The organism is Mesorhizobium sp. M1273 (assembly GCF_040318195.1).
Lineage (GTDB): Bacteria > Pseudomonadota > Alphaproteobacteria > Rhizobiales > Rhizobiaceae > Mesorhizobium.
Genome location: NZ_JAMYLV010000002.1, coordinates 293,719 through 314,186, shown reverse-complemented (window position 1 = coordinate 314,186; position 20,468 = coordinate 293,719). Strand labels below are relative to the sequence as shown.

General features: G+C 63.3%; 24 protein-coding genes. 8 read left to right on the top strand and 16 right to left on the bottom strand.

The genetic code is table 11. The features are described 5' to 3' along the window. Positions 1–101: 101 nt before the first annotated feature. From NKH30_RS04040 to NKH30_RS04005, 8 genes are all read right to left on the bottom strand, one after another. Positions 102–374, bottom strand: coding sequence for a DUF680 domain-containing protein (locus NKH30_RS04040; protein WP_352994286.1), 273 nt, complete (start codon positions 372–374; stop codon positions 102–104). A gap of 276 nt (positions 375–650) precedes the next feature. Further along, positions 651–884 carry a DUF680 domain-containing protein gene (locus NKH30_RS04035; protein WP_352747338.1) on the bottom strand — a complete coding sequence of 78 codons (234 nt, stop codon included), beginning with the start codon at positions 882–884 and terminating at the stop codon, positions 651–653. 376 nt (positions 885–1,260) lie between these two features. Beyond that, a complete protein-coding gene (locus tag NKH30_RS04030; RefSeq protein WP_502911454.1) occupies positions 1,261–3,483 on the bottom strand; it encodes a cation:proton antiporter domain-containing protein in 2,223 nt (740 codons plus the stop codon). Positions 3,484–3,653: 170 nt separating this feature from the next. After that, positions 3,654–4,352: a DUF2270 domain-containing protein gene (locus NKH30_RS04025; protein WP_352616706.1), complete on the bottom strand. Its 699-nt coding sequence runs from the start codon at positions 4,350–4,352 to the stop codon at positions 3,654–3,656. A gap of 56 nt (positions 4,353–4,408) precedes the next feature. Beyond that, complete coding sequence (locus NKH30_RS04020) at positions 4,409–6,517, bottom strand: molybdopterin-containing oxidoreductase family protein (RefSeq protein ID WP_352994281.1); 2,109 nt, start codon at positions 6,515–6,517, stop codon at positions 4,409–4,411. 42 nt (positions 6,518–6,559) lie between these two features. Further along, entirely contained in the window at positions 6,560–6,757 is a 198-nt protein-coding gene (locus tag NKH30_RS04015) for a hypothetical protein (RefSeq protein WP_352541645.1), read from the bottom strand. Between the two features lie 4 nt (positions 6,758–6,761). Beyond that, the gene (locus tag NKH30_RS04010) at positions 6,762–8,639 is read right to left on the bottom strand and encodes an ABC-F family ATP-binding cassette domain-containing protein (RefSeq protein WP_352994279.1); all 1,878 of its coding nucleotides are present in this window, start codon (positions 8,637–8,639) and stop codon (positions 6,762–6,764) included. 454 nt (positions 8,640–9,093) lie between these two features. Further along, the gene (locus tag NKH30_RS04005; RefSeq protein WP_023677659.1) at positions 9,094–9,273 is read right to left on the bottom strand and encodes a hypothetical protein; all 180 of its coding nucleotides are present in this window, start codon (positions 9,271–9,273) and stop codon (positions 9,094–9,096) included. Positions 9,274–9,405: 132 nt separating this feature from the next. On the opposite strand from NKH30_RS04005, the gene NKH30_RS04000 reads away from it, so the two are divergent. From NKH30_RS04000 to NKH30_RS03990, 3 genes are all read left to right on the top strand, one after another. Continuing rightward, positions 9,406–9,579 carry a hypothetical protein gene (locus tag NKH30_RS04000; protein ID WP_023677660.1) on the top strand — a complete coding sequence of 58 codons (174 nt, stop codon included), beginning with the start codon at positions 9,406–9,408 and terminating at the stop codon, positions 9,577–9,579. Positions 9,580–9,673: 94 nt separating this feature from the next. After that, positions 9,674–11,755: an ATP-dependent helicase gene (locus NKH30_RS03995; RefSeq protein ID WP_352994277.1), complete on the top strand. Its 2,082-nt coding sequence runs from the start codon at positions 9,674–9,676 to the stop codon at positions 11,753–11,755. Between the two features lie 164 nt (positions 11,756–11,919). Beyond that, positions 11,920–12,222, top strand: coding sequence for a DUF982 domain-containing protein (locus tag NKH30_RS03990; RefSeq protein WP_352472610.1), 303 nt, complete (start codon positions 11,920–11,922; stop codon positions 12,220–12,222). Between the two features lie 12 nt (positions 12,223–12,234). On the opposite strand, the gene NKH30_RS03985 is transcribed toward NKH30_RS03990, so the two are convergent. From NKH30_RS03985 to NKH30_RS03975, 3 genes are all read right to left on the bottom strand, one after another. Next, positions 12,235–13,023 carry a GGDEF domain-containing protein gene (locus NKH30_RS03985; RefSeq protein ID WP_352994275.1) on the bottom strand — a complete coding sequence of 263 codons (789 nt, stop codon included), beginning with the start codon at positions 13,021–13,023 and terminating at the stop codon, positions 12,235–12,237. A gap of 130 nt (positions 13,024–13,153) precedes the next feature. After that, the gene (locus tag NKH30_RS03980) at positions 13,154–13,453 is read right to left on the bottom strand and encodes a hypothetical protein (RefSeq protein ID WP_352771129.1); all 300 of its coding nucleotides are present in this window, start codon (positions 13,451–13,453) and stop codon (positions 13,154–13,156) included. Between the two features lie 14 nt (positions 13,454–13,467). Further along, positions 13,468–13,980 carry a DinB family protein gene (locus tag NKH30_RS03975; RefSeq protein WP_352994273.1) on the bottom strand — a complete coding sequence of 171 codons (513 nt, stop codon included), beginning with the start codon at positions 13,978–13,980 and terminating at the stop codon, positions 13,468–13,470. A gap of 74 nt (positions 13,981–14,054) precedes the next feature. Between NKH30_RS03975 and NKH30_RS03970 the strand changes: the two genes are divergently transcribed. The 5 genes from NKH30_RS03970 to NKH30_RS03950 all read left to right on the top strand — a co-directional run bounded on the left by NKH30_RS03970 (position 14,055) and on the right by NKH30_RS03950 (position 17,678). Next, a complete protein-coding gene (locus NKH30_RS03970; RefSeq protein ID WP_352994270.1) occupies positions 14,055–14,765 on the top strand; it encodes a glutathione S-transferase family protein in 711 nt (236 codons plus the stop codon). 313 nt (positions 14,766–15,078) lie between these two features. After that, positions 15,079–15,714 (top strand): 5,6-dimethylbenzimidazole synthase, encoded by a 636-nt coding sequence (bluB, locus tag NKH30_RS03965; RefSeq protein WP_352820226.1) that lies wholly within the window; start codon positions 15,079–15,081, stop codon positions 15,712–15,714. Between the two features lie 137 nt (positions 15,715–15,851). Further along, positions 15,852–16,148, top strand: a complete 297-nt coding sequence (locus NKH30_RS03960; protein WP_352994268.1) for a DUF1905 domain-containing protein — start codon at positions 15,852–15,854, stop codon at positions 16,146–16,148. A 240-nt stretch (positions 16,149–16,388) separates the two neighbouring features. Then, positions 16,389–16,811 carry a nucleoside-diphosphate kinase gene (gene ndk, locus NKH30_RS03955; RefSeq protein ID WP_023677669.1) on the top strand — a complete coding sequence of 141 codons (423 nt, stop codon included), beginning with the start codon at positions 16,389–16,391 and terminating at the stop codon, positions 16,809–16,811. Positions 16,812–17,069: 258 nt separating this feature from the next. Then, positions 17,070–17,678: a class I SAM-dependent methyltransferase gene (locus NKH30_RS03950; protein ID WP_352684997.1), complete on the top strand. Its 609-nt coding sequence runs from the start codon at positions 17,070–17,072 to the stop codon at positions 17,676–17,678. Positions 17,679–17,753: 75 nt separating this feature from the next. Here the strand turns inward: NKH30_RS03950 and NKH30_RS03945 are convergent, their stop codons facing one another. The 5 genes from NKH30_RS03945 to pgsA form a co-directional block, all read right to left on the bottom strand. Then, positions 17,754–18,023: a hypothetical protein gene (locus tag NKH30_RS03945; RefSeq protein WP_023677671.1), complete on the bottom strand. Its 270-nt coding sequence runs from the start codon at positions 18,021–18,023 to the stop codon at positions 17,754–17,756. Between the two features lie 193 nt (positions 18,024–18,216). After that, positions 18,217–18,984 carry a YbaY family lipoprotein gene (locus NKH30_RS03940; RefSeq protein ID WP_352994265.1) on the bottom strand — a complete coding sequence of 256 codons (768 nt, stop codon included), beginning with the start codon at positions 18,982–18,984 and terminating at the stop codon, positions 18,217–18,219. Positions 18,985–19,070: 86 nt separating this feature from the next. Further along, positions 19,071–19,550 carry a molybdenum cofactor biosynthesis protein MoaE gene (locus tag NKH30_RS03935; protein WP_352994263.1) on the bottom strand — a complete coding sequence of 160 codons (480 nt, stop codon included), beginning with the start codon at positions 19,548–19,550 and terminating at the stop codon, positions 19,071–19,073. Positions 19,551–19,553: 3 nt separating this feature from the next. Continuing rightward, positions 19,554–19,811: a molybdopterin converting factor subunit 1 gene (moaD, locus tag NKH30_RS03930; RefSeq protein WP_023677674.1), complete on the bottom strand. Its 258-nt coding sequence runs from the start codon at positions 19,809–19,811 to the stop codon at positions 19,554–19,556. A gap of 1 nt (position 19,812) precedes the next feature. Continuing rightward, positions 19,813–20,409 carry a CDP-diacylglycerol--glycerol-3-phosphate 3-phosphatidyltransferase gene (gene pgsA, locus NKH30_RS03925; protein ID WP_023719790.1) on the bottom strand — a complete coding sequence of 199 codons (597 nt, stop codon included), beginning with the start codon at positions 20,407–20,409 and terminating at the stop codon, positions 19,813–19,815. Positions 20,410–20,468: the final 59 nt, after the last annotated feature.

Here is a 20,468-nt window from a genome sequence, read left to right as displayed (position 1 = left end):
GACAGGCCGGGGGATCGCCGACCTTTCGACCAAACCCGGCTTCGCGCAAACAAAAGCGGCGGGCCAAGCCCGCCGCTCTTCGTGCTCCTGGGTTTGAGGAACTATCGGCCCCAGTTGCCCCGGCCAGATTGGGGCACTACGGGTTGATCCGCGCCGAACCGGGTCGTCGCCTCGGTGTCGACGGCGTTGTGCTCGGCCGTCAGCGGCTTGCGGATGGAACCAGTAAACCCGTTGTCGATGCTGCCGACAGGCGCGTTGCCAACAGGCGCGGCCGGCTGGTTGACGCCGTCCGAGCCATAGTGATCACTGCCTGCAAAGGCGCTGCCCGTGGCGACGAGGACGATGGTGGCGACGGTAAGAGCAATCTTGGTCATTTCAGGTACTCCAGTGTACTGGTCATTCGTGAGTTGTCGTTGCTTTCGACGCATTCGAGATGAGAGCGCTGTCCGCGCCGACGAATACGCACCCGGCTTTTTCCGATGTGCACGTTGCTGGACGATTTCAGCAACCGAGATTGTGGCTACAGATGAAACCTGCAAATCAAAGTATTCGATTGGCGCAGGATGCTATTCGGCGCACACGCTCGTTGATACGCGAAAGCAAGAGTAGCGGGCCAAGCCCGCCGCTCTTTGTGTTGCGGGCCGTAATAATCAGCGGCCCCAGATGCCTTGGCCGGATTCAGGCGCCACCGACTCGGAGGTTATCTTGGCACCGGTATGCTCGGAAGTAACTGGCTTGCGGATCGAACCGGTGAAGGTGTTGTCGACGTTGGCAGCAGCAGCGGCCGGCTGGTTGACGTTGTCCGAGCCATAATGGTCGCTGCCGGCAAAAGCAGTGCCGGTGGCAACGAGGATGGCGGCGGCGGTAAGAGCGAGCTTGGTCATTTCGGTACTCCGGTAGTTCTTTGGTCTGTCCGTCAAGTGGCGTGCCTCGGGAGGAATTCGCGTCGCTCGGACCACCCCGAGATGGGTCGGCAAGCCTGTCGTTTCCAATCACGAAAATTTTGTACGGGTGCGCCAAATTGGCCGCTTGAAATTCGACATGCAACTCCTGCGCCACAATTTTCTTCTTTCTTTTCAATTAGTTATGCGGCCAGTGGTGATTTGCCGCGCGAACATTCTTTGAGCCGGCGTTCACCCTTTCCTGTACTCTCTGCTAACGGAACCGAGCCGTTCGGTTCGAGTTCTTTTACGCTTGGCTGATCAGCGCTTTCAGAGGCTCGATCGACATTCCTGCCGACCGATCAATGCGCGGTGAAATTCACGCTGCCAGCTCAGCGCCAGCGGCGTCGTGCTTGGGCCGCGCGCTGGCCAGAAGCACGACCGGGCAGTTGCAGGCGGCTAAAACAGCGCCGGCGGTTTCACCGAAGAACAGGTCCTCACCCGGACGTTGGGTGACGCCCATCACGACGATCGCCGCTCCTTTGGCCGCCTCCCGGGTGATCGCCTTGTCGGGTGTGACGCGGGTATGGAACGCTGTGTCGATATGCAGGCCGTAGCGGCCCGCCAGATCAGCGATGTCTTTCAGCACGGCCTCTTCGCGGCTATGCGACACCGATGTCGACCTGCGGCCCTTGGCTGCCTTTTGCGAGACGTAGAGAACCTTGATCCGCGCCCGGTTTGGACGGGCCAGCGCCAGCGCCAAGTCGGCGGCGCGACGCGCCACCTGGGTACCGTTGACGGGGACGAGAATGCTGGTGCCGGCCTTCAGCGTCGGCATCTTTTCGCCAGCATTGCCGCCGTTCAGGACCAGGCAAAGCGGGCCGTCAAATCCTGCGGCAATGTCGTTGAGGGCCGGCGCGAAGGCGCCATCGGCGGTCAGCACATTGTCCAGGCCGACCAGCAACAGGCCGTATCCCTTGCGGGCCTCTTCGGCAATCGTCTCACCCGTGGCATCCAATTCGGTGCGGGCCGTCAGATGGACTTTGTCGACAAGCGTATCTTCGATCCGTTTCACCGCCTGAGCGCTCTTTTTTGCACCCTTTTTGATTTCCTGGAGGGCGCGCTCCTGTCCCTTGCTGTCGGTCGGCCTGTCAACTCGGCCGTCTTTCGGCTGAAGCAAGGTGGTGGGCAGGCGAAGCAAGGTGGTGGGCATGCCGCTGCCTCCGCCGACCAGTCCGGCGAGATATGCGGTGAACTTGCCGATCCTGCTGTCGTCGACCAGCACCAGCAGCCTCTCCAGCCTGGAAATGAAGCCGTATTCGTCCAACGCCTCGCGCTCGACACGCTGCTGCTCGTCGTGCCCAACCGGCAGCCGGCCGAGCGCCCAGCGCAGCATCGGCGGCATGGCCAAGGTGGTGATCACGGCCATGGTGACGATCATGGTGAAGAGATTGTGCGACAGGATGTTCATCGACAGGCCGATGCTGGCGACGATCACTTCGGTCGAGCCGCGTGCGTTCATGGCACTGCCGACGGCGATTGCTTCCTTGAGCGACATGGCGGCGAGCTTGGCGCCGATGAACGCGCCGCCAAACTTGCCGATGCTGGCGATGATCACGAGAGCGCCCGTCAGCATGGCAAGGGTTGGATCGGCGAGCACTGTGAGATCGGCGGAAAGCCCCGCCATGCCGAAGAAGATCGGCATGAACAGCGCGGTGATGACGCCGCGCAGCTGACCTTCGATATGGCTGGAGAGGATGGGCGATTCCCCGACCAGGATGCCGGCGACGAACGCCCCCAGCACGGTATGGACGCCTATCAGATTAGTGATCAGCGCCATCGCTCCCATGATGATGAGGATCATGGTGATCACCGCAAACTCGCTGCGGAATTGATCGTTGGTCCAGCGGATCAAGGTGAAGACAAGACGGCGGCCAATGGTGAAGGAGAACACCATGAACAGTGCCACCGCGGCGATGGTGGTCACCAGCGGCGCGAACTGTAGCTTGCCATTGGTGGCGATGCCGAAGGTTACGGCGATGACCAGCCAGCCGATCGTGTCCTCGATGATCGCCGAGGAAATAATCACCTGTCCGAGGTTGCGGCGCATGAAGTTCATCTCGCGCACCACCATGGCGACGACCTTGACCGACGAGATCGACAGCGCCGTGCCCAGGAACAGCCCGGCGACGGTGCGCTGCGTGGGGTCAGCCAGCAATGCGTCCGGCAGGAACTGCGCCAGCGCAAAACCGAAGATGAAGGGCACCACGACGCCGGTAGCCGAAATGGAAAAACAGGCCGCGCCAACCCGGCGCACCAGCCGCAGGTCCGTCTCCATGCCGGTCAGCAAAAGCAGCATCAGGATGCCGAGCTGCGAGACGGCGTCGATCATGCCCTTTTGCGCAGGATCACTGGAAAAGATCAGGTGCTGGGCCGACGGCCACAGCCAGCCGAACAGCGAAGGACCGAGCAGGATGCCGCCGATCAGTTGGCCCATGATTGCCGGCTGGCCATAACGCTGCAGAACTTCGCCCAGGCCGCGCCCAACAAGCAGCAGAAGCACGATCTCGGCGACGAAAGCGCCTTCGCCCGAACCACCCATGCCGGAGGCCCGGGTACCGGCAACGAGCGTCTCCGCTGCCCAGGCCGCCCCCGCGGGGACGAAAGCGCAAACCAGCAGCGCCAGGCTGGAACGTGTCGGAGCCTGCCAAGCCATGAAACCCCCATCGCCCAATGCACGTGTCCAACAACGCGCGACAGGGCGTTGCGTTGCTAGACGTGGACGTCACCGAAGGAGAGTTCGCCGTCGTCGCTCTCTGTCAGAAAGGCTGTCACCAGCAGGCCTGCATAGAGGACGGCGACCAGCACGACGATGGCGCCACCAGGAACGGGACCCAGGGCAGCACTGGTGACGGCCTCACGCATCGACCCGACGAAGCCGATGCGGACGCCTTCGGTCAGAAGACTGGGGGTCGACAGTTTGAGGATCCAGGCCAGCAGCAGAATCAGCAGCATGTAGATGTAATTGCGACGCAGGCGGCGCGCCAAAGCCACGCGTTGCGAAATCAGGAATTTCGGCGCGCGCAGGCTCTCGCCGACGATCAACAGCCAATCGGACGCGAAGTCCGGCTGCGGCGAGAATATCTGCGCGAAATAGTGCCGTTCGAACTGGCGCACGCGAGCCCGATAGAAGTCGAAGAAGCGATATCGGCGGGCTTCTATCCACAGCAGCAGCAGAACAAGCAGCATGGCAAACAGCAGCACGCCATGGTGAGCGCTGGCTGTCGAAAGCGAAACGGACAGCATGGCTGCGACAACGGTTATCGCCCAGTTGCTCGTCCGGTCCAGGCGGTCGCGCCACCCAGCCATGCGCGCAATCTCGGCGCGATGAAAGTGGGACATTGTGGTTACGAGTTCGCCGGACGACAGTGTCCTTCCGATAGGATCCGGCGCCGGCAACACTTCTGCCATGACAATGCCTCCACCCGCCACGCGAAAACGGCCGGATGGAGATATCGTTCCGACGCTCAATGCGCCGGGCGCAGCCAGACCTTGTTGTCGTGGAAGGCGGCGCCGCCGTAGGGCGCCGGTGCATCGGCGCCGGTCAGCACGTTGATGCCCTCGCCGCGCTCATGGGCGCTGTTCGGCCAGATGCCTTCGGCGACGACGACGCCGCGCTTGATGCCGTCGAACAGCTTTGCGTGCAGCACCACCTCGCCGCGCTGGTTGCCGACCTCGACACGGCCGCCGTCGGCGACGCCGAGTGCCGCCGCATCATCGGGATGCAGGAGCAACTCCGGCCTTCCCTCCTTCGCCTTCGACACCGGCGTTTCGGCAAAGGTCGAATTGAGGAAATTGCGCGCCGGCGAGGTGGTCAGCCGGAACGGATGCTTCTCATCAGCCACCTCGATCAGGTCGACGTGGTCGGGGAATTCCGGCAGGTTCGCCACGGGTCCGAACAGGCCCATGCTTTTCGGCGGCCGGTTGGGTGCGGCCTGGCCCGTCCAGTCGGCGCGGAAATGGAATTTCTTGTCGGCATGGCCGAAGCCGTCCAGGAAATGTGCGGCCTCGAAATCCGGCTGCAAATCGACCCATTTCTGCTCTTTCAGGCTCGAAAAGCTGCCCAGCCCGCGCTTGCCCAGGATGATGTCGATATGCTGCTGCTCGGTCATGCCGAAGCCAGGGCGATCGGCGATACCAAGCCTTTTGCCGAGCTCCTCGATGACGAAATGGTTGGTGCGCGGACCTTCCGGCGGATCGATCAGCTTCGGCCCGAGGGTGATGTGCTGGTTGCCGCCGCCCTTGTAGACGTCGTCATGCTCGAGAAACATCGTCGCCGGCAGGACGACATCGGCGAGCTTGGCGGTGTCGGTCATGAACTGCTCGTGCACGCAGGAAAACAGATCGTCGCGCAGAAAGCCTTGCTTCACCAGCCGCTGCTCCGGCGCGACATTGACCGGATTGGTGTTCTGGATCAGCAGCGCCGTCACCGGCGGGCCGCCATAGAGCGCATCCTCAGCCCCGGTCAGCACCGGGCCGATCCGCGAATGATCGAGATGACGGATCGCGGGGTCGCGCATCCGTGTGCCTTCGAGCAGTTCCTGGTTGAGCTTGAAGATGCCCGAATTGGAATGGAAGGCGCCGCCGCCCTCATATTGCCAGCAGCCGGTAACCGCGGCGATCGAGGCCGCGGCATGCATGTTGACCGAACCGTTGCGCTGCCGCGAAAAACCGTAGCCGAGGCGGAAGTAGGTCTTCTTCGTCGTGCCGACGAGACGGGCGAAGGCCTCGATTTCGTCGACAGAAAGCCCGCTGATATCAGCGGCCCATTGCGGCGTCTTTGTGCTGAGATGCGCTTCCAGACCGTGCGGATCGTCGGTGTATTTTTCCAGATAGGCGCTGTCGGCCATGCCGTCACGGAACAGCACGTGCATCACCGCGCAGGCCAGCGCGCCGTCAGTGCCGGGCTTCAGCACCAGGCCGAGATCGGCCTGCTTCATCGTTGCATTTTCGTAGACGTCGATGACGACGATCTTGGCGCCGCGTTCCTTGCGCGCCTTGATGGCGTGGGTCATGACGTTGACCTGCGTGACCACGGCGTTGGTGCCCCAGATCACCACGCAGTCGGACTTTGCCATTTCGCGCGGGTCGGGGCCGCGCAGCGCGCCGGCGCCCATCATCCAGCCGGTCCAGGCCAGATTGGTGCAGATCGAACCGAAGAAGCCGGAATATTTTTTGGCGTGCCTGAGCCGCTCGATGCCGTCGCGCTGCGCCAGACCCATCGTGCCGGCATAGTAATAGGGCCAGACCGTCTCCGAGCCATATTTTGCCTCGGCGGCTATGAACCTTTCGGCGACGAGGTCGAGCGCCGCCTCCCAGCTGGATTCCTTCCAGGCGCCCGCGCCCTTGCCGCCGGCACGGACCAGCGGCTTCATCAGGCGGTCGGGATGATGGACGCGATCGGCGTAACGGGCGACCTTGGCGCAGATGACGCCGGCCGTATAGCTGTTGGCCTTGGCGCCATGGACACGGCCGATGCGCTTGTCGTCGAGCAGCTCGACCTCGAGCGCGCAGGTCGAGGGGCAATCATGCGGGCAGGCCGAATGGCCGATTTTGAGCTTGGCATACTGATTCATGGGTGCAAACTAGCCGTTTATGGCGGCGGCGTGTAGGGCCAGTTACCCGCCATCAATGCGCTTGAGCAAGGCGTTGTAGGCGCCGCATTTCGGGCAATGTATGTGGCGCTCGACATGCGATGATCCGGCTCCGGCGTCGATGACCAGCAGATTGCCGTCTCCACACTCAGGGCATTTTACGACAGCTTCGGAATTGACAACCAAAACCTTGGCAGCTTCGATCCAAAGTTTTGTCGACATCGTCCTACTCCGCCGTGCCTTCCTCGTACTCCGCCGACATCGACAGCCATTTTTCCTCATGGCCGGCCAGCTGTTGCGCAAGTTGTGAGCGCTCCTTGGCCAGCCTTGTCGCGGTCGACGGGTCCTTTTCGTAGACGGCCGGGTTGGCGAGTTCGTCCTCGATCAGGTCGATGCGCTTGCGGAGGCGGTCCATCAGCGCTTCGGTGGCGCGGATGTCCTTAGCCAGCGGCTCGAAGGCGGCGCGGCGCGCGGCTGCGTCGCGGCGGCGGTCGGCCTTCGACGCCTTTTCCGCCTCGCGCTTGCCGCGGCGGTCGCCGGAGACGCCGGTGACCAGTGTCTTGTAATCCTCGAGATCGCCGTCATACGGATTAACCGCGCCGTCCTTGACCAGCCAAAGCCGATCGGCGGTCGCTTCGAGCAGATGGCGGTCGTGCGAGATCAGGATGACCGCGCCGGGAAAATCGTTCAGCGCATGGATCAGCGATTCACGGCTGTCGATATCAAGATGGTTGGTCGGCTCGTCGAGGATGAAAAGGTTCGGCCCCTCGAAGGCCGACAGGCCCATCAGGAGCCGCGCCTTCTCGCCGCCGGACAGATCCTTGGCCGCGGTATTCATCTTTTCGGTGGTCAGGCCGAACTGGGCGACGCGGCCGCGCACCTTGGATTCCGGCGCGTCCGGCATCAGCCGGCGGACGTGTTCATAGGCGTTTTCATCGGGCCTGAGGTCGTCGAGCTGGTGCTGGGCGAAGATTGCCACTTTCAGCCCGGGCGCCACGGTCATGCTGCCGGTCTCCGGCTTCAGCCGGCCGGCCAAAAGCTTGGCGAAGGTCGACTTGCCGTTGCCGTTGGCGCCGAGCAGCGCGATGCGGTCGTCGGCATCGATGCGCAGCGTCATCTTCTTCAGGATCGGCGCACCCTCGGTGTAGCCGACATTGACGTTGTTCAGCGCAATGATCGGCGAGGCCACCGCCTTCACCGGCTCCGGAAAGGAGAACGGCCGCACCGTGTCGTTCACGATCGCGGCGATCGGCTTCATCTTCTCCAGCGCCTTGATGCGGGACTGCGCCTGCCTCGCCTTCGATGCCTTGGCGCGGAAGCGCTCGACGAAGGATTCCATGTGCTTGCGCGCGGCTTCCTGCTTGACGCGGCCCTTCTCCTGCAATTCGCGCTGCTCGGTGTATTGGCGCTCGAACTGGTCGTAGCCGCCGCGCCAGAAGGTCAGCTTCTTCTGGTCGAGATGGACGATCGAATTAACGGCGCGGTTGAGCAGGTCGCGATCGTGCGAAATCAGCAGCACGGTATGCGGATATTTCGACACGTAGTTTTCCAGCCACAGCGTGCCTTCGAGGTCGAGATAATTGGTCGGCTCGTCGAGCAGCAGCAGATCGGGCTCGGCAAACAACACGGCGGCCAGCGCGACGCGCATGCGCCAGCCACCGGAGAAGGACGAGGCCGGGCGCCGCTGCGCGGCATCGTCGAAGCCGAGGCCGGCGAGAATGGTGGCCGCGCGTGACTCGGCCGAGTGCGCATCGATATCGGCCAGCCGCATGTGGATGTCGGCGATGCGGTGCGGGTCGGCCGCCGTCTTTTCCTCTTCGAGCAGCGCACTCCGTTCGAGGTCGGCCTTGAGCACGATCTCGATCAGCGGCTCCTCGGTGCCCGGCGCTTCCTGCGCCACCTGGCCGATGCGCGTGTTCTTGGGCAGGCTGATCGAGCCGGTCTCGGAGGCGAGGTCGCCGGTGATCGCCTTGAACAGGGTCGTCTTGCCGGTGCCGTTGCGGCCGACAAGGCCAGCCTTGCTACCGGCCGGCAAGGTCAGTGAGGCATGGTCGAGAAGCAGGCGTCCGGCCATGCGGAGCGAAAGGTCGTTGATGATCAGCATGGCCGGGCTTTTGCACGGGACAACCATGCTTCGCAAGGGCTTGAGCCCCGGTTCGCCGCATAAGCCGCGAAAACCGACAAAGCTGGTGATGTCGACCCCGCGCGCCGCGACTTCCCGCAAAACGCAAAAACAACCCGCTATCCTGAGGGGGGACAAGGAGAGCGGGCTCTTTCGTGAACGGCGGCCTTGGGAGCGTCCGATCGACATCCAAACACGCAGCAGCTTGGTTTGTTCCATGGGAAGAATGAACTATGTGATGAACAAACGCTGCTGTGGCCGGCAGGTTTGTCCACAGGGGTGTGCCGTCTGTACGCTATCGACCATGACGCTGCGGAAAGACTCGGCTATCCTTGGATGTGCGGCGGGCCTGATCTCCGCCTGGCCGGCGCCATCAGCTTCCTCCCAAGCGGCGCCGGCCACCTTCCTTGACCGGCGCCGACGCCATTTGAGGCGGTCATTGTTTCGGCGGCGTGCCGGGCTGATCGCCGCCGGTCGTCGATTTCGGCACCGGATTCTTGTCGACCTGCGGGTTCTGATCGACCGTGTCGCCAGGGGCCTTGGTCGGCTGGATATTGTTGTCGCAACCCGCAACAGTCAGAGCTGCCATAAGCAGCAGGATTGAGCGCTTTTTCATCGCAGTCTCCTCTCGCCCGACAACGAGGCGTCGGCGATTTGGTTGCGCGGCCGGTGTCGTTCCCGCATTCGCCAAGGGGCCCGGGAACAAAATGCCGCGTCTCCGGTTGCTGCACAATCAATGGAGGAAGGCATGATCCGTCTGCTCATCGCCGGGGCAATCGTCTATGTCGCCTATCGCGTCGCCAAGAAAGTGATCGATGAGGTGCCCGACGATTTCGATCCGCTGCTGTTGCCACCGCCACAGGACGATCGCGAGGCGCTACGGCGGCAATCGGCAAGGATGGGCGTCGAGCCCGAGCGTTAGTCGACAGGCCTGCCCGCAAGGCTTCTTCGCTCACGGGGCCTATTCCGGCTCCGCAAACCGTTGCGAACAAAGCAGAAACGATGCTTGATGGGCGATGAACCTCGCCGCCCGTGATTCGTCCTTCCAGCCGGCCTATCTGGCGAAGCTCAACGCCGAGCAGAGGCTTGCCGTCGAACATGGCGACGGCAAGATCGCCGGGCCGTTGCTGGTGATTGCCGGCGCCGGCTCCGGCAAGACCAACACGCTGGCGCACCGGGTCGCGCATCTGATCGTCAGGGGTGCCGACCCGCGCCGCATCCTTTTGATGACATTTTCGCGCCGTGCCGCGGCGGAAATGGCCAAGCGGGTCGAGCGCATCGCCGGCGAGGTGCTGGGACGCGATGCCTCGGTGATCACCGATGCGCTGAGCTGGGCCGGCACGTTCCACGGCATCGGCGCCAGGCTGCTGCGCGATTATGCGCTGGAGATCGGTCTCGATCCGGCCTTCACCATCCACGATCGCGAGGATTCCGCCGACCTGATGAACCTCGCCCGCCACGAGCTTGGGTTTTCGAAGACCGAAGCCCGCTTCCCGACCAAGGGCACCTGCCTGGCGATCTATTCGCGCGCCGTCAACGCACAGGCGGCGCTCGGCGAGGTGCTGGGTTCGGTGTTCCCGTGGTGCGCCGGCTGGGCCGAACAGCTGAAGCAATTATTCGCACGATATGTCGAGGCCAAGCAGGCGCAGAATGTGCTCGATTACGACGACCTGCTGCTCTACTGGGCGCAGATGGCCGGCGAGCCGGAAATCGCCGCACATCTGGGTGCGCGTTTCGACCATGTGCTGGTCGATGAATACCAGGACACCAACCGGCTGCAGGCATCGATCCTGACGGCGCTCAAGCCCGACGGATCTGGGCTGACGGTGGTCGGCGACGACGCGCAGTCGATCTATTCGTTCCGCGCCGCGGAAGTGCGCAATATCCTGGATTTTCCCAAGCAGTTCGCGCAGCCGGCGGAAGTCGTCATGCTGGAGCGCAATTACCGCTCGACCGAGACCATCCTGGCGGCCGCCAATGCGGTAATCGGCGAAGCGTCGGAACGTTTCACCAAAAATCTCTGGACCGAGCGCAAATCTGCGGAAAAGCCGAAGCTGGTCAGCGTGCGCGACGAGACCGAGCAGGCGAGCTATGTCTGCCAGGCGATACTCACCGAACGCGAGGCCGGCACCGTTCTCAAAGCACAGGCGGTGCTGTTTCGCGCCTCGCACCATAGCGGCCCGCTGGAGATCGAGCTGACGCGCCGCAACATCCCCTTCGTCAAGTTCGGCGGGCTGAAATTTCTCGATGCAGCTCACGTCAAGGACTTGCTGGCTGTACTGCGCTTTGCCGAAAACCCGCGCGACCGCGTCGCCGGCTTTCGCGTGCTGCAACTTCTGCCGGGCATTGGCCCTTCGGCCGCCAATGCGATCGTCGAGACCATGGCAAATTCGCTTGACGAGACGATGGGGCTTGCCCGCTATCGGCCGCCGCAGCGTGCCGCCGACGACTGGCCGGGCTTTGTCGCGCTCTATAGCGGCCTGCGCGCCGGCGCGCAAAAATGGCCGGCCGACATCGAACAGGTCAGGCTCTGGTACGAGCCGCATCTGGAACGCATCCACGAGGATGCAACGACGCGCCGGGCCGATCTCCTGCAGCTCGAGCAGATCGCTTCCGGCTATGCGTCGCGCGAGCGCTTCCTCACCGAGCTGACACTCGATCCGCCGGACGCGACCAGCGACGAGGCCGGCCCGCCGCACCGCGACGAGGATTATCTGATCCTGTCGACGATCCATTCGGCCAAGGGCCAGGAGTGGAAGAACGTCTTCGTGCTCAACACCGTCGACGGCTGCATCCCGATCGATCTCGGCGTCGGCAGCAAGGAGGACGTCGACGAGGAGCGGCGGCTGCTCTACGTGGCGATGACGCGGGCCAAGGACAGCCTGCACCTGGTCATGCCGCATCGCTTTTTCGTCCACGGCCAGGCGGCGCGCGGCGACCGCCATGTCTATGCCTCGCGCACGCGCTTCATCCCGCGCTCGATCCTAGGCGCCTTCGAACAGCTGGCTTGGGCCAGCGTCCAGGCCCCGGACGATCCGCGCCGCCAGCCGCAGGTACGTGTCGACCTCGGCGCCCGCATGCGCGGCATGTGGAAATAGGCACCCGCCTCGACGTCGGCGCTGCTCGCCCGGCGACCGCTCCCGGAGCCGGCGAAAAAACAATCCCGGCGACATGGAACCTCGCGCCGTGATCCGCGTTTCTGCCCGACCCCCAGACCGGAGAACGGCGTCCGCCGTGACCTCCGCCCATTCGAGAGGCCAGAATGCACGACAGGACGTTTTCCACCCCGGTCGCCCTAACCGTTGGCGCCGGCTACAAGCGTACGATCGCTTCGTTCTCCGAGATGCACGAATTCCTGACCGAGTTCCCGCCTTCGCGCCGCCGGCTGAGCTATGGCGCCGCGGTGAAGGCCTGCGAGGCGGCACGTGCCGGCGATATCTCGCCCGAAGCGGCACGCGACGCCCTGATCACCTTTGCCGTAACGGCAGGCATCCTCTGGCCGGCCGCCCAGCCGGCGGTCTCGGTCAAGCCGGTCGCCCGGGGCCTCGGCGGCTACGCCGCCTGACAGAAACGACCATCAATGGACCGTCATCGGGCCGCCGCCCGGCGGGTCGCCCGCTGCCGCGGTTTCGAAACTGACCTGATCACGGCCGTTCGATTTGGCCCTGTAAAGGTGCTTGTCCGCCACCATGAACATCTCGGCGTAGGTGGTCGGCCCGCTGAAGGCGACGCCGCCGATGCTGACCGAGAGAGGACAGGGCCGGCCGCCAGGCGAGAACTCCGCCTCACGGACGCGTCGGCGAATTGTCTCCGCCACCAGCCACGACTGCGAAGGATCTGCGCCGGGAAGGAAAACCGCAAATTCCTCGCCGCCGATCCGGCCGACGATGTCGGCGCCGCGCAGCTGGCCCTGGATTGTCCTGGCGATCAGCTTGAGCGCCTGGTCTCCGCAGTCGTGGCCGAGGCGGTCGTTGACGGATTTGAAATGGTCGGCATCGACGATCAGCAAGGCTCCGGCATTAACGACGGAATGGCTGCGGGCCTGTTCGAGATAGGCCTCGACGAGCATGGAAAACGCACCCCGGTTGAATACCGCCGTCAGGCTGTCGGTCGCCGCGACGACGGCCAGTACCTTCTGCGCGATCGCCAGCTGGCGCATTTTCCACATGAGGAAGAAGAAGAACGAGCTGGCCAGGACAAGCGGCAGCAGCAGGTCTGTGAGCTGCGCCCGCCACAGCGCTTCCGGCGACAAATACGGGAAATTGAAGGAATCGACGAGGAATGCGGCTGCAATGCAGACCGCCGTGCCCGCGACGGTAACGGCCACGACCCTGCCCCAGCTCGTTGGGGACAAATCGATCTGCATGCTTTTGCTCCTGCTTCAGCAGGCTACCTTGAAGCAACAGCGCAAACGAAGTCCTAAGACTTTGCTTTCAATTCGATCGCAGTCGAAGCGAACCAGCCGTCGAGATGGCGGCCAGATAAGAAGATCGGTCCTAAATCAGCTGCCGTCTGATGCTCATCCGCGTTACCGCGGTCACAAGAATGGCGCCGATCATGAAATAGATGGTCGCGACAATGTCGCCCTGGTGGAAATAATAACCGGAGTTGAGAAGCGCCAAGACCACGGCGAAGAACGCCACAAGGCGCAAGGGTTCATTGGGCATGCGTGCCAATTCTCGCTGTTGCTGCTGAATGCTGCTGAAGCGGCCGCCCTCACGACCATCCGCTCCATAAAATGTTTCGGCGCGTTTTGCAATCTCGGCAGATCGTCCTCTATCCTCCGTCCGCTTCACCAGCCGCCCCAGGTTCAGGCGAAGGCCCTGCCCTCCTCGCTGCGCTGGAACATCGTCAGGTCCAGTCCGAGGCTTGGCTTGCCCAGAATGGTCAGGATCGCATGCGCCTGGCCGCGATGGTGGGTCTGGTGGTTGAAGAAGTGGTCGAGCGCCGGCGCCAGCCGCTGCGAGACGGTGCGCATATCCGAGACGGTCATGTAGGAGAAGCGGCCCGACAGCGCCTTGTCGCTCAGGCCGTCGACCCAGTCGATGATCCGTTTGTCCTCGGCCTCGCGCGCCAGCCGCAAGCCTGGCAAGGCGCGGTGCAGGACCGTGTCGAGCCTTGCCGGCGCGTCGCCGTCGCCGGTGAAGCGTTTCATCCAGATACGGTCGGCTGCCAGGAGGTGATTGAGCGTTCCCATCATCGAACCGAAGAAGACGCCGATATTGCGGTCGAACTCTTCCTCGTCGAGATCGGCGGCGGCATCGTAGATGCGGCCGTTGGCCCATTGATTGTAGGCCGCAAACATCCTGAAATGCTGTTTCATTTTCTCTCGACCTGCGAGACCCCCCTGCGCGGGTCCGTTTCGGGCATAGTTAGACTGCAAGGACGCTGCCGCCAATGACCATTCTGCTCTATGACCTTGTCGGACGCGATGCCGCCCGCCCATTCAGCCCACATTGCTGGAAGGCGGCGATGGCGCTGGTCCACAAAGGGCTCGACATCGCCAGCGTGCCGACCCGTTTCCTCGAAGTGCCGAAGGTGGAAGGCGGCGTCTCGAAGCTCGTTCCGGTGATCCGAGACGGCGAGACGGTGGTCGCCGATTCCTTCGCCATCGCGCTCTATCTCGAGGAGGCCTATCCCGAGCGGCCGACATTGTTTTCCGGCGACGGCGGCAAGGCGACGGCGCGCTTCATCGAACGCTGGTCGCAGCTGACCATCCATCCCTACGTCACCACCGCGGCGATACTGGACCTGCACGCCATGCAGGACGAGGCGAACGCCGCCTATTTCCGGCAGAACCGCGAGCAGCGCTTCGGCAAGCCCCTGGAGGCGATTTACGCCACCCGCGACGCCGGGCTCGCCGACTTCCGCGCCTCGCTGGAGCCGCTGCGCTCGATGCTTGGCTATCAGCCCTTCATCGGCGGCCGGTCGGCGCTGTTTGCCGATTACATCGTCTTCGGCGCGTTGCAATGGGCGCGCATCGCCACGCCCTACCGGCTGCTCGACGACGGCGACGTCGTGGCGCAATGGTTCGAACGATGCCTCGATCTCCATGGCGGCCTCGGCCGCAACGTCGCGGCGGCCGCGATCTCCCGCCTTGAGAGTTGAAATCGGCAGTTTTCATCGGCGGCGGCACATTTTGTTCTTGCTTTGTGCCGGCAGCTATGCTACTAATCTCGATATAGTGATGATTCGCACCGACGCCCGCCCGGCCTGCCGAGGCGGGTTTTGTTTTGCCGATCGAGGTCCAACGGCGTAGATCGCGGCGATGTCGTCCGGCCTTAGCTGAAAGTTGCCAGCCGGCGAAATGCGACAATGCGGGTAGACGAAGTGTCGCTCGAAGCGCCTCATCAGCGCCTGGATCGAAGCAAACAAGACGAACATCCGGCGAACCGGGCAATCACAACAAAGGCAGCGCGCCATGACCGCAAACCCAGAGTTCCCGGCCGATTTTCGCGCTGCGCTCGCTAACCTTTTCCTGTGGCGGCGCGACGTCAGGCGATTTAAGCCGACGCCGCTCCCCGATGGAGCGCTGGAGCGGCTACTGGAGCTTGCCAGCGCCGCGCCGTCCGTCGGGCTGAGCCAGCCCTGGCGCTTCGTCGTCGCCGAGAGCGAAGCATGCCGCGCCGCCGTCAGGGCCTGCTTCGAGCGCTGCAACGCGGAGGCACTCCAAAGCTTTTGCGGTGAACGCGCCGCCCTGTATTCGCGCCTAAAGCTTGCCGGCCTGAATGAGGCGCCCTGCCAGCTTGCGGTTTTCGCCGACCGCGCAACCGAGCAAGGGCATGGGCTCGGCCGCCAGACCATGCCAGCCACCATAGACTATTCGGCTGTCATGGCGGTCCATACGATGTGGCTGGCGGCGCGCGCCGAAGGAATAGGCATGGGCTGGGTCTCGATCCTCGATCCGGCCGAGATGGCGACGATCCTGGATGTGGCGCCGGAGTGGACGCTGATCGGTTACTTCTGCATCGGCTACCCCAGCGAGAACCACAGCGTGCCGGAACTGGAACGGGAAGGCTGGGAAACGCGGCGGCCGTCTATCGTGACAAGGCGGTAGTGGAATGGCGCGGGGAAGAATGACTCCTCCCTGCAGGGCTGTGGACGTCACGGATGGTTTCGCCGATCGTCAGCATCGCCAACAAGAGACCGTGGCAAGGCCAGTCGTGACGGGCTTGACCTGAGGAAGGGCATAGAATGTTTCGCTACGACATGCAGGCCGAGATCTGGGTCTATCCGGGCAAGGGCGGCTGGCATTTCGTGACGCTGCCGCCGGAGTGTGGGGCCCGGATCAAGACGGCGATGGTGGGGATGGCAAGGCCCTGGGGCTCGCTTGGCGTGGAAGCCGTCGTCGGCCAGACCAGATGGCGGACATCGCTGTTTCCCGACAAGAAATCCGGCAGCCTGCTCTTGCCGATCAAGACCGCGGTGCGGGTTCGCGAAGGCCTCGGGGCTGGCGACACGGCCAACCTGACGATCGAGATGCAGTTATGACGACGTTGGGTCAGGCTGACGACGACGCGCTATAGCCCAGTCGGTCGGATCCAAAGTGGGTACCGGTTGTCGGAAAATCCGATGCTCAACAAAAAGATGAGCGGCGGCATGGTTCGACTTGAAAGTCCGCCGCCCCAGCGCAGAAATGCGCGCTGCACCGGCCTCCCCTTGGCAAGCCGGCGGGCGGCTTGTATAGAGCCCGCCACCCTCAATTCCACTCTCCATCACAAGGACGATCCCATGGCGCTCGAACGCACTTTTTCCATGATCAAGCCGGACGCGACCCGTCGCAACCTCACCGGCGCTATCACCAAGATACTGGAAGATGCCGGCCTGCGCGTCGTCGCTTCGCGCCGGGTGTGGATGAGCCGCCGCGAGGCGGAAGGTTTCTATGCCGTCCACAAGGAGCGTCCGTTCTTCGGCGAGCTGGTCGAATCCATGTCGTCGGGCCCGACAGTCGTGCAAGTACTGGAAGGCGAGAACGCCATTGCCAAGAACCGCGAAGTGATGGGCGCCACCAATCCGGCAAGCGCCGCCGAAGGCACCATCCGCAAGCTGCACGCGCTGTCGATCGGCGAGAATTCCGTGCATGGTTCCGATGCGCCCGAAACCGCCGCCCAGGAGATCAAATACTGGTTCTCGGACACCGAGATCGTCGGCTGAGCCGGCATCCCGAACCCCATCAAAGAGGCCGGCGCAACGCCGGCCTTTTTTGCTAAAGCGCGTCGCGTTCGACCGGCCTCCTGCGACGCGCTTTAGGTTTCTTGTCTTGATGCATGTCGTTATCGCAAAACCGCTGCACAGTTTTGCGCGACATGCAGTAGCCGACATTTTCAGCTTCAGGCTCCTCGACGGGTCACGGGTGCGTTAAGCTCGGAGGGGCGGATCAAACGCGGTCCCGACAATGGAGCCGACCAGGCCATGACCAGCACCATTCCCGGTTTCTTCCAAGGCACCGAAATGCCAACCGGCGGCTGGTGGGAAGCGCTGTGGCCCGAGCCTGCCAGTGTCCTGGCGGCGGTCGGCATGAAGCCCGGCACGGACGTGGTCGATCTCTGCTGCGGCGACGGCTGGTTCACGCTGCCAATCGCCAGGGTCGCCCGTCATGTGATCGCTATCGACATTGATGCCGATCTGCTCGAAGTCGCCAGGCTGCGGCTGGCCGAAGGAGGCGCGAGCAATTGCGAGTTTTTGGCGGGCGACGCCTATGAACTTGCCAGGCTGGTGCCTCAAACCGTCGACTTCGTCTTTATCGCCAACGCTTTCCACGGCGTTCCGGATCGGCCGCGGCTTGCCCGCGCCGTGCGCGCGACGCTTGGCCCTGCCGGTCGTTTTGCCATCGTCAACTGGCACCAGTATCCGCGCGAGCAGACCACGGTCCTGGGCGAGCCGCGCGGGCCAAAGACCGAGCTCAGGCTGTCACCCGAACAGACCACCGCGTCGGTGGAAGCGAGCGGGTTCAAGCTCGCCGAGCTGGTTGATGTGCCGCCCTATCACTATGGCGCGGTATTCAAACTCGCGACGAATTGAGAAATATCGCATGAAATGCGGCATCGTCGCCCGATACATGTCGCCCGCCGCCCCCTAGCGGCGGGTTCTGCCAGTCTATTTCGCCTCGCGTTCCTTCACGTTCGCATGTTCGTTCGCCGCTTCCGTGTCGGTGGACGGGGTCTTGGTCTCTTCACCTGAAAACGGGCTGCCCTGCCCCGGTGCGAGATCGCCGCTATGGCCGGCCTTGTTGGTCTGGAACGGTTGGCTGTCCGCTTTGAGACCGTGGTCAAGAGCATTGACGAGATGGTCGTCCGCCTTGGCAAGGCCGGTAAAGGCAAGGAGCGATGCACCGGTGGCGGCAAGGATAAGCGTGTGCGTTTTCATGTCTGGACTCCTTTGAGTTAAGGCCAGAACGAGCCGCAGCCATTCTGGCGGCTTCAACGAAGGGACAAACGTCCCTTTTGCCTTACCCGCCATTTATGAAGAACTAACGCGCCCCCTGCCCGGCCTATTCCCGCTGAAACACAACGTGATCGGCATGCAGCTGCCGCAGAGAGTAATCGGCTTGGGTGATGCGCTAGCCCGCGGCGTTGAAGCGCAGAATGTCGCGGCCGCCGCTGTCAATGATGACAAGCTTGCCGGCGTCGACGTGGTAGGATGTCGCTTTGGCCAGCGCCTCGAACAGCGCCTTTTCCTCGGCCATAACCTGAGGCGCACAGGCCTTGAAGGTCGAGCCGATGTCGCTGATGGCGATCGTCGAGCCGTCTACCCTGGCGGTGGCGAAATAGACGTTGCAAGGGCCTTTGCCGCCGGCCTTGCCGGCTTCGCTGATGCGGAATGTCGCCCGCGGCTCGGCAATCACGCCGACACCGTCGATATATTCGACCAGCCAGCTTTGGCCGAACACCGAGGCTGCCGCCGGCGCATCGCTTGGCGCCGCCATTTTCAGCATGATGGTCTGTGGCGCGTCGCTGAGCGGGTCGACCTGGTGGCGCGCATCTGTGACGAACAGCAGCCGGTCGTCGACAGTGATGCGCGCCTGCAGCGCGTAGGTCATATCAGGCCGGATCACCTGCGGATCGAAGCTGATCTCGAACTTGATCGGCACCTGGCCGGCCGGCACCACCTTGCGCTCACCGATGATTGCGGCCGGCGCGTCGGCCAGCGACACGTCGGCAAGCTGCACGGAAAGCACGGCATTGGGCGGCAGCGCGATGCGCTCGCGATACATCACCTCGCCCTTGAGGGTCTTTTCGGCAGCCGCGGAACGATCCGGGACGGCCAGGATGCCGACGGCCAGCGGCACCAGTCCGAAGATGAAGAACTCGGCGATCCTGTCCAGCATGATCCTGCTCCCCTTCCGGCAAAGGGTTTCGCAGGATTACGGTCAATGAATGGCTGTCGGGGTATGGGCATGGCTGTCCAGGGATTTTATTTGGACGGCGGCTGCTTCCAGCGCCCCACCGCCTTGTCGTCGGCCTCCTTGGCGTCGACCCAGCCGCCCTCGGAACCGTCGCTATGGTGTTCCTTTTTCCAGAACGGCGCCCGTGATTTCAAATAGTCCATCAGGAAATTCGCGGCCTCGAACGCCGCCTGCCGGTGGGCGGAAGCGGACACCACCAGCACGATGTTTTCGCCCGGCGCGATCTTGCCGTGGCGATGGATGACGGTGAGCCCCTGCAGCGGCCAGCGCTCGATTGCCTCGCCGGCGATGCGGGAAATCTCGGCTTCGGCCATGCCGGGATAATGTTCGAGCTCGAGCGCGGAGAGCCTGCCTTGCTCGTCGCGGCAAACGCCGGAGAAGGTCACCACAGCGCCGATGTCGCTGCGACCCTTGGTCAGCCTGGCGATCTCGGCGGCGACGTCGAAATCCTCAGCCTGGATGCGCACGACGGGCACCACCGCGGACATGGTTCAGCCACCGGTCATCGGCGGGAACAGCGCGATCTCGCGCGCGCCGGCAATCTTCTCGCGGTGCTCGACATGTTCCTGGTTGATGGCGACGCGGATCACGTCAGGATATTGCAGCGCGTTCTCGTACTCCTCGCCGCGCGATTTCAGCCAGCGCAACAGGTCGGCGACCGTTTCGATGCCGGCCGGCAGTTCGACCTCTTCCTCCGGTCTGCCGATCCGCTCGCGCACCCAGGCGAAATAGATGAGCTTCGTCGACATTCTATTCATCCATGATGTGCTTGAGGCCCGCGCGGAAATAGTCGTAGCCGGTGTAGAGCGTCACCAGGGCTGCGATCCACAGCAGCACCAGCCCGGTCTGGGTGGTCAGCGGGAAGATCTTGTCGCCGGCGGGACCTGCAAGCAGGAAGGCGATGGCGATCATCTGGATGGTGGTCTTCCATTTGGCGAGCTGCGTCACCGGCACCGAGACCTTCAAGGCCGCCAGATATTCGCGCAGGCCCGAGACCAGGATCTCGCGGCACAGGATGATGATCGCCGCCCATAGCGACCAGCCGGCGATGCCGGCATGGCGGTCGGTGTCGGCGGCAAGCAGCAGCAGGCAAGTGGCGACCAGCAGCTTGTCGGCGATCGGGTCGAGCATCTTGCCGATGTTGGAGGTCTGCTGCCAGGCGCGCGCCAGATAGCCGTCGAAGTAATCGGTGATCGAGGCGAGCAGGAAAATGATGAGCGCCGACCAGCGCGCGAAGTCGCTCGATTTCAGATGGCCTTCCAGGAAGAAGCACAGCACCACCAGCGGCACCGCCAGGATGCGGGCGTAGGTGAGCATGTTGGGCAGGTTGAACGCGCGCTGGGACATGTTTTGGGAACTCTTTCTGCCTGCTTAGTCAAATCAGAAGCGAATGTGGGGGGTCAACA

What these genes read in the sequence shown, in the direction of transcription:
- NKH30_RS04040 (WP_352994286.1), bottom strand. Translation starts at nt 374, where the DNA reads ATGACCAAGATTGCTCTTACCGTCGCCACCATCGTCCTCGTCGCCACG.
- NKH30_RS04035 (WP_352747338.1), bottom strand. Translation starts at nt 884, where the DNA reads ATGACCAAGCTCGCTCTTACCGCCGCCGCCATCCTCGTTGCCACCGGC.
- NKH30_RS04030 (WP_502911454.1), bottom strand. Translation starts at nt 3,483, where the DNA reads ATGGGTGGTTCGGGCGAAGGCGCTTTCGTCGCCGAGATCGTGCTTCTG.
- NKH30_RS04025 (WP_352616706.1), bottom strand. Translation starts at nt 4,352, where the DNA reads ATGGCAGAAGTGTTGCCGGCGCCGGATCCTATCGGAAGGACACTGTCG.
- NKH30_RS04020 (WP_352994281.1), bottom strand. Translation starts at nt 6,517, where the DNA reads ATGAATCAGTATGCCAAGCTCAAAATCGGCCATTCGGCCTGCCCGCAT.
- NKH30_RS04015 (WP_352541645.1), bottom strand. Translation starts at nt 6,757, where the DNA reads ATGTCGACAAAACTTTGGATCGAAGCTGCCAAGGTTTTGGTTGTCAAT.
- NKH30_RS04010 (WP_352994279.1), bottom strand. Translation starts at nt 8,639, where the DNA reads ATGCTGATCATCAACGACCTTTCGCTCCGCATGGCCGGACGCCTGCTT.
- NKH30_RS04005 (WP_023677659.1), bottom strand. Translation starts at nt 9,273, where the DNA reads ATGAAAAAGCGCTCAATCCTGCTGCTTATGGCAGCTCTGACTGTTGCG.
- NKH30_RS04000 (WP_023677660.1), top strand. Translation starts at nt 9,406, where the DNA reads ATGATCCGTCTGCTCATCGCCGGGGCAATCGTCTATGTCGCCTATCGC.
- NKH30_RS03995 (WP_352994277.1), top strand. Translation starts at nt 9,674, where the DNA reads ATGAACCTCGCCGCCCGTGATTCGTCCTTCCAGCCGGCCTATCTGGCG.
- NKH30_RS03990 (WP_352472610.1), top strand. Translation starts at nt 11,920, where the DNA reads ATGCACGACAGGACGTTTTCCACCCCGGTCGCCCTAACCGTTGGCGCC.
- NKH30_RS03985 (WP_352994275.1), bottom strand. Translation starts at nt 13,023, where the DNA reads ATGCAGATCGATTTGTCCCCAACGAGCTGGGGCAGGGTCGTGGCCGTT.
- NKH30_RS03975 (WP_352994273.1), bottom strand. Translation starts at nt 13,980, where the DNA reads ATGAAACAGCATTTCAGGATGTTTGCGGCCTACAATCAATGGGCCAAC.
- NKH30_RS03970 (WP_352994270.1), top strand. Translation starts at nt 14,055, where the DNA reads ATGACCATTCTGCTCTATGACCTTGTCGGACGCGATGCCGCCCGCCCA.
- bluB (WP_352820226.1), top strand. Translation starts at nt 15,079, where the DNA reads ATGACCGCAAACCCAGAGTTCCCGGCCGATTTTCGCGCTGCGCTCGCT.
- NKH30_RS03960 (WP_352994268.1), top strand. Translation starts at nt 15,852, where the DNA reads ATGTTTCGCTACGACATGCAGGCCGAGATCTGGGTCTATCCGGGCAAG.
- ndk (WP_023677669.1), top strand. Translation starts at nt 16,389, where the DNA reads ATGGCGCTCGAACGCACTTTTTCCATGATCAAGCCGGACGCGACCCGT.
- NKH30_RS03950 (WP_352684997.1), top strand. Translation starts at nt 17,070, where the DNA reads ATGACCAGCACCATTCCCGGTTTCTTCCAAGGCACCGAAATGCCAACC.
- NKH30_RS03945 (WP_023677671.1), bottom strand. Translation starts at nt 18,023, where the DNA reads ATGAAAACGCACACGCTTATCCTTGCCGCCACCGGTGCATCGCTCCTT.
- NKH30_RS03940 (WP_352994265.1), bottom strand. Translation starts at nt 18,984, where the DNA reads ATGCTGGACAGGATCGCCGAGTTCTTCATCTTCGGACTGGTGCCGCTG.
- NKH30_RS03935 (WP_352994263.1), bottom strand. Translation starts at nt 19,550, where the DNA reads ATGTCCGCGGTGGTGCCCGTCGTGCGCATCCAGGCTGAGGATTTCGAC.
- moaD (WP_023677674.1), bottom strand. Translation starts at nt 19,811, where the DNA reads ATGTCGACGAAGCTCATCTATTTCGCCTGGGTGCGCGAGCGGATCGGC.
- pgsA (WP_023719790.1), bottom strand. Translation starts at nt 20,409, where the DNA reads ATGTCCCAGCGCGCGTTCAACCTGCCCAACATGCTCACCTACGCCCGC.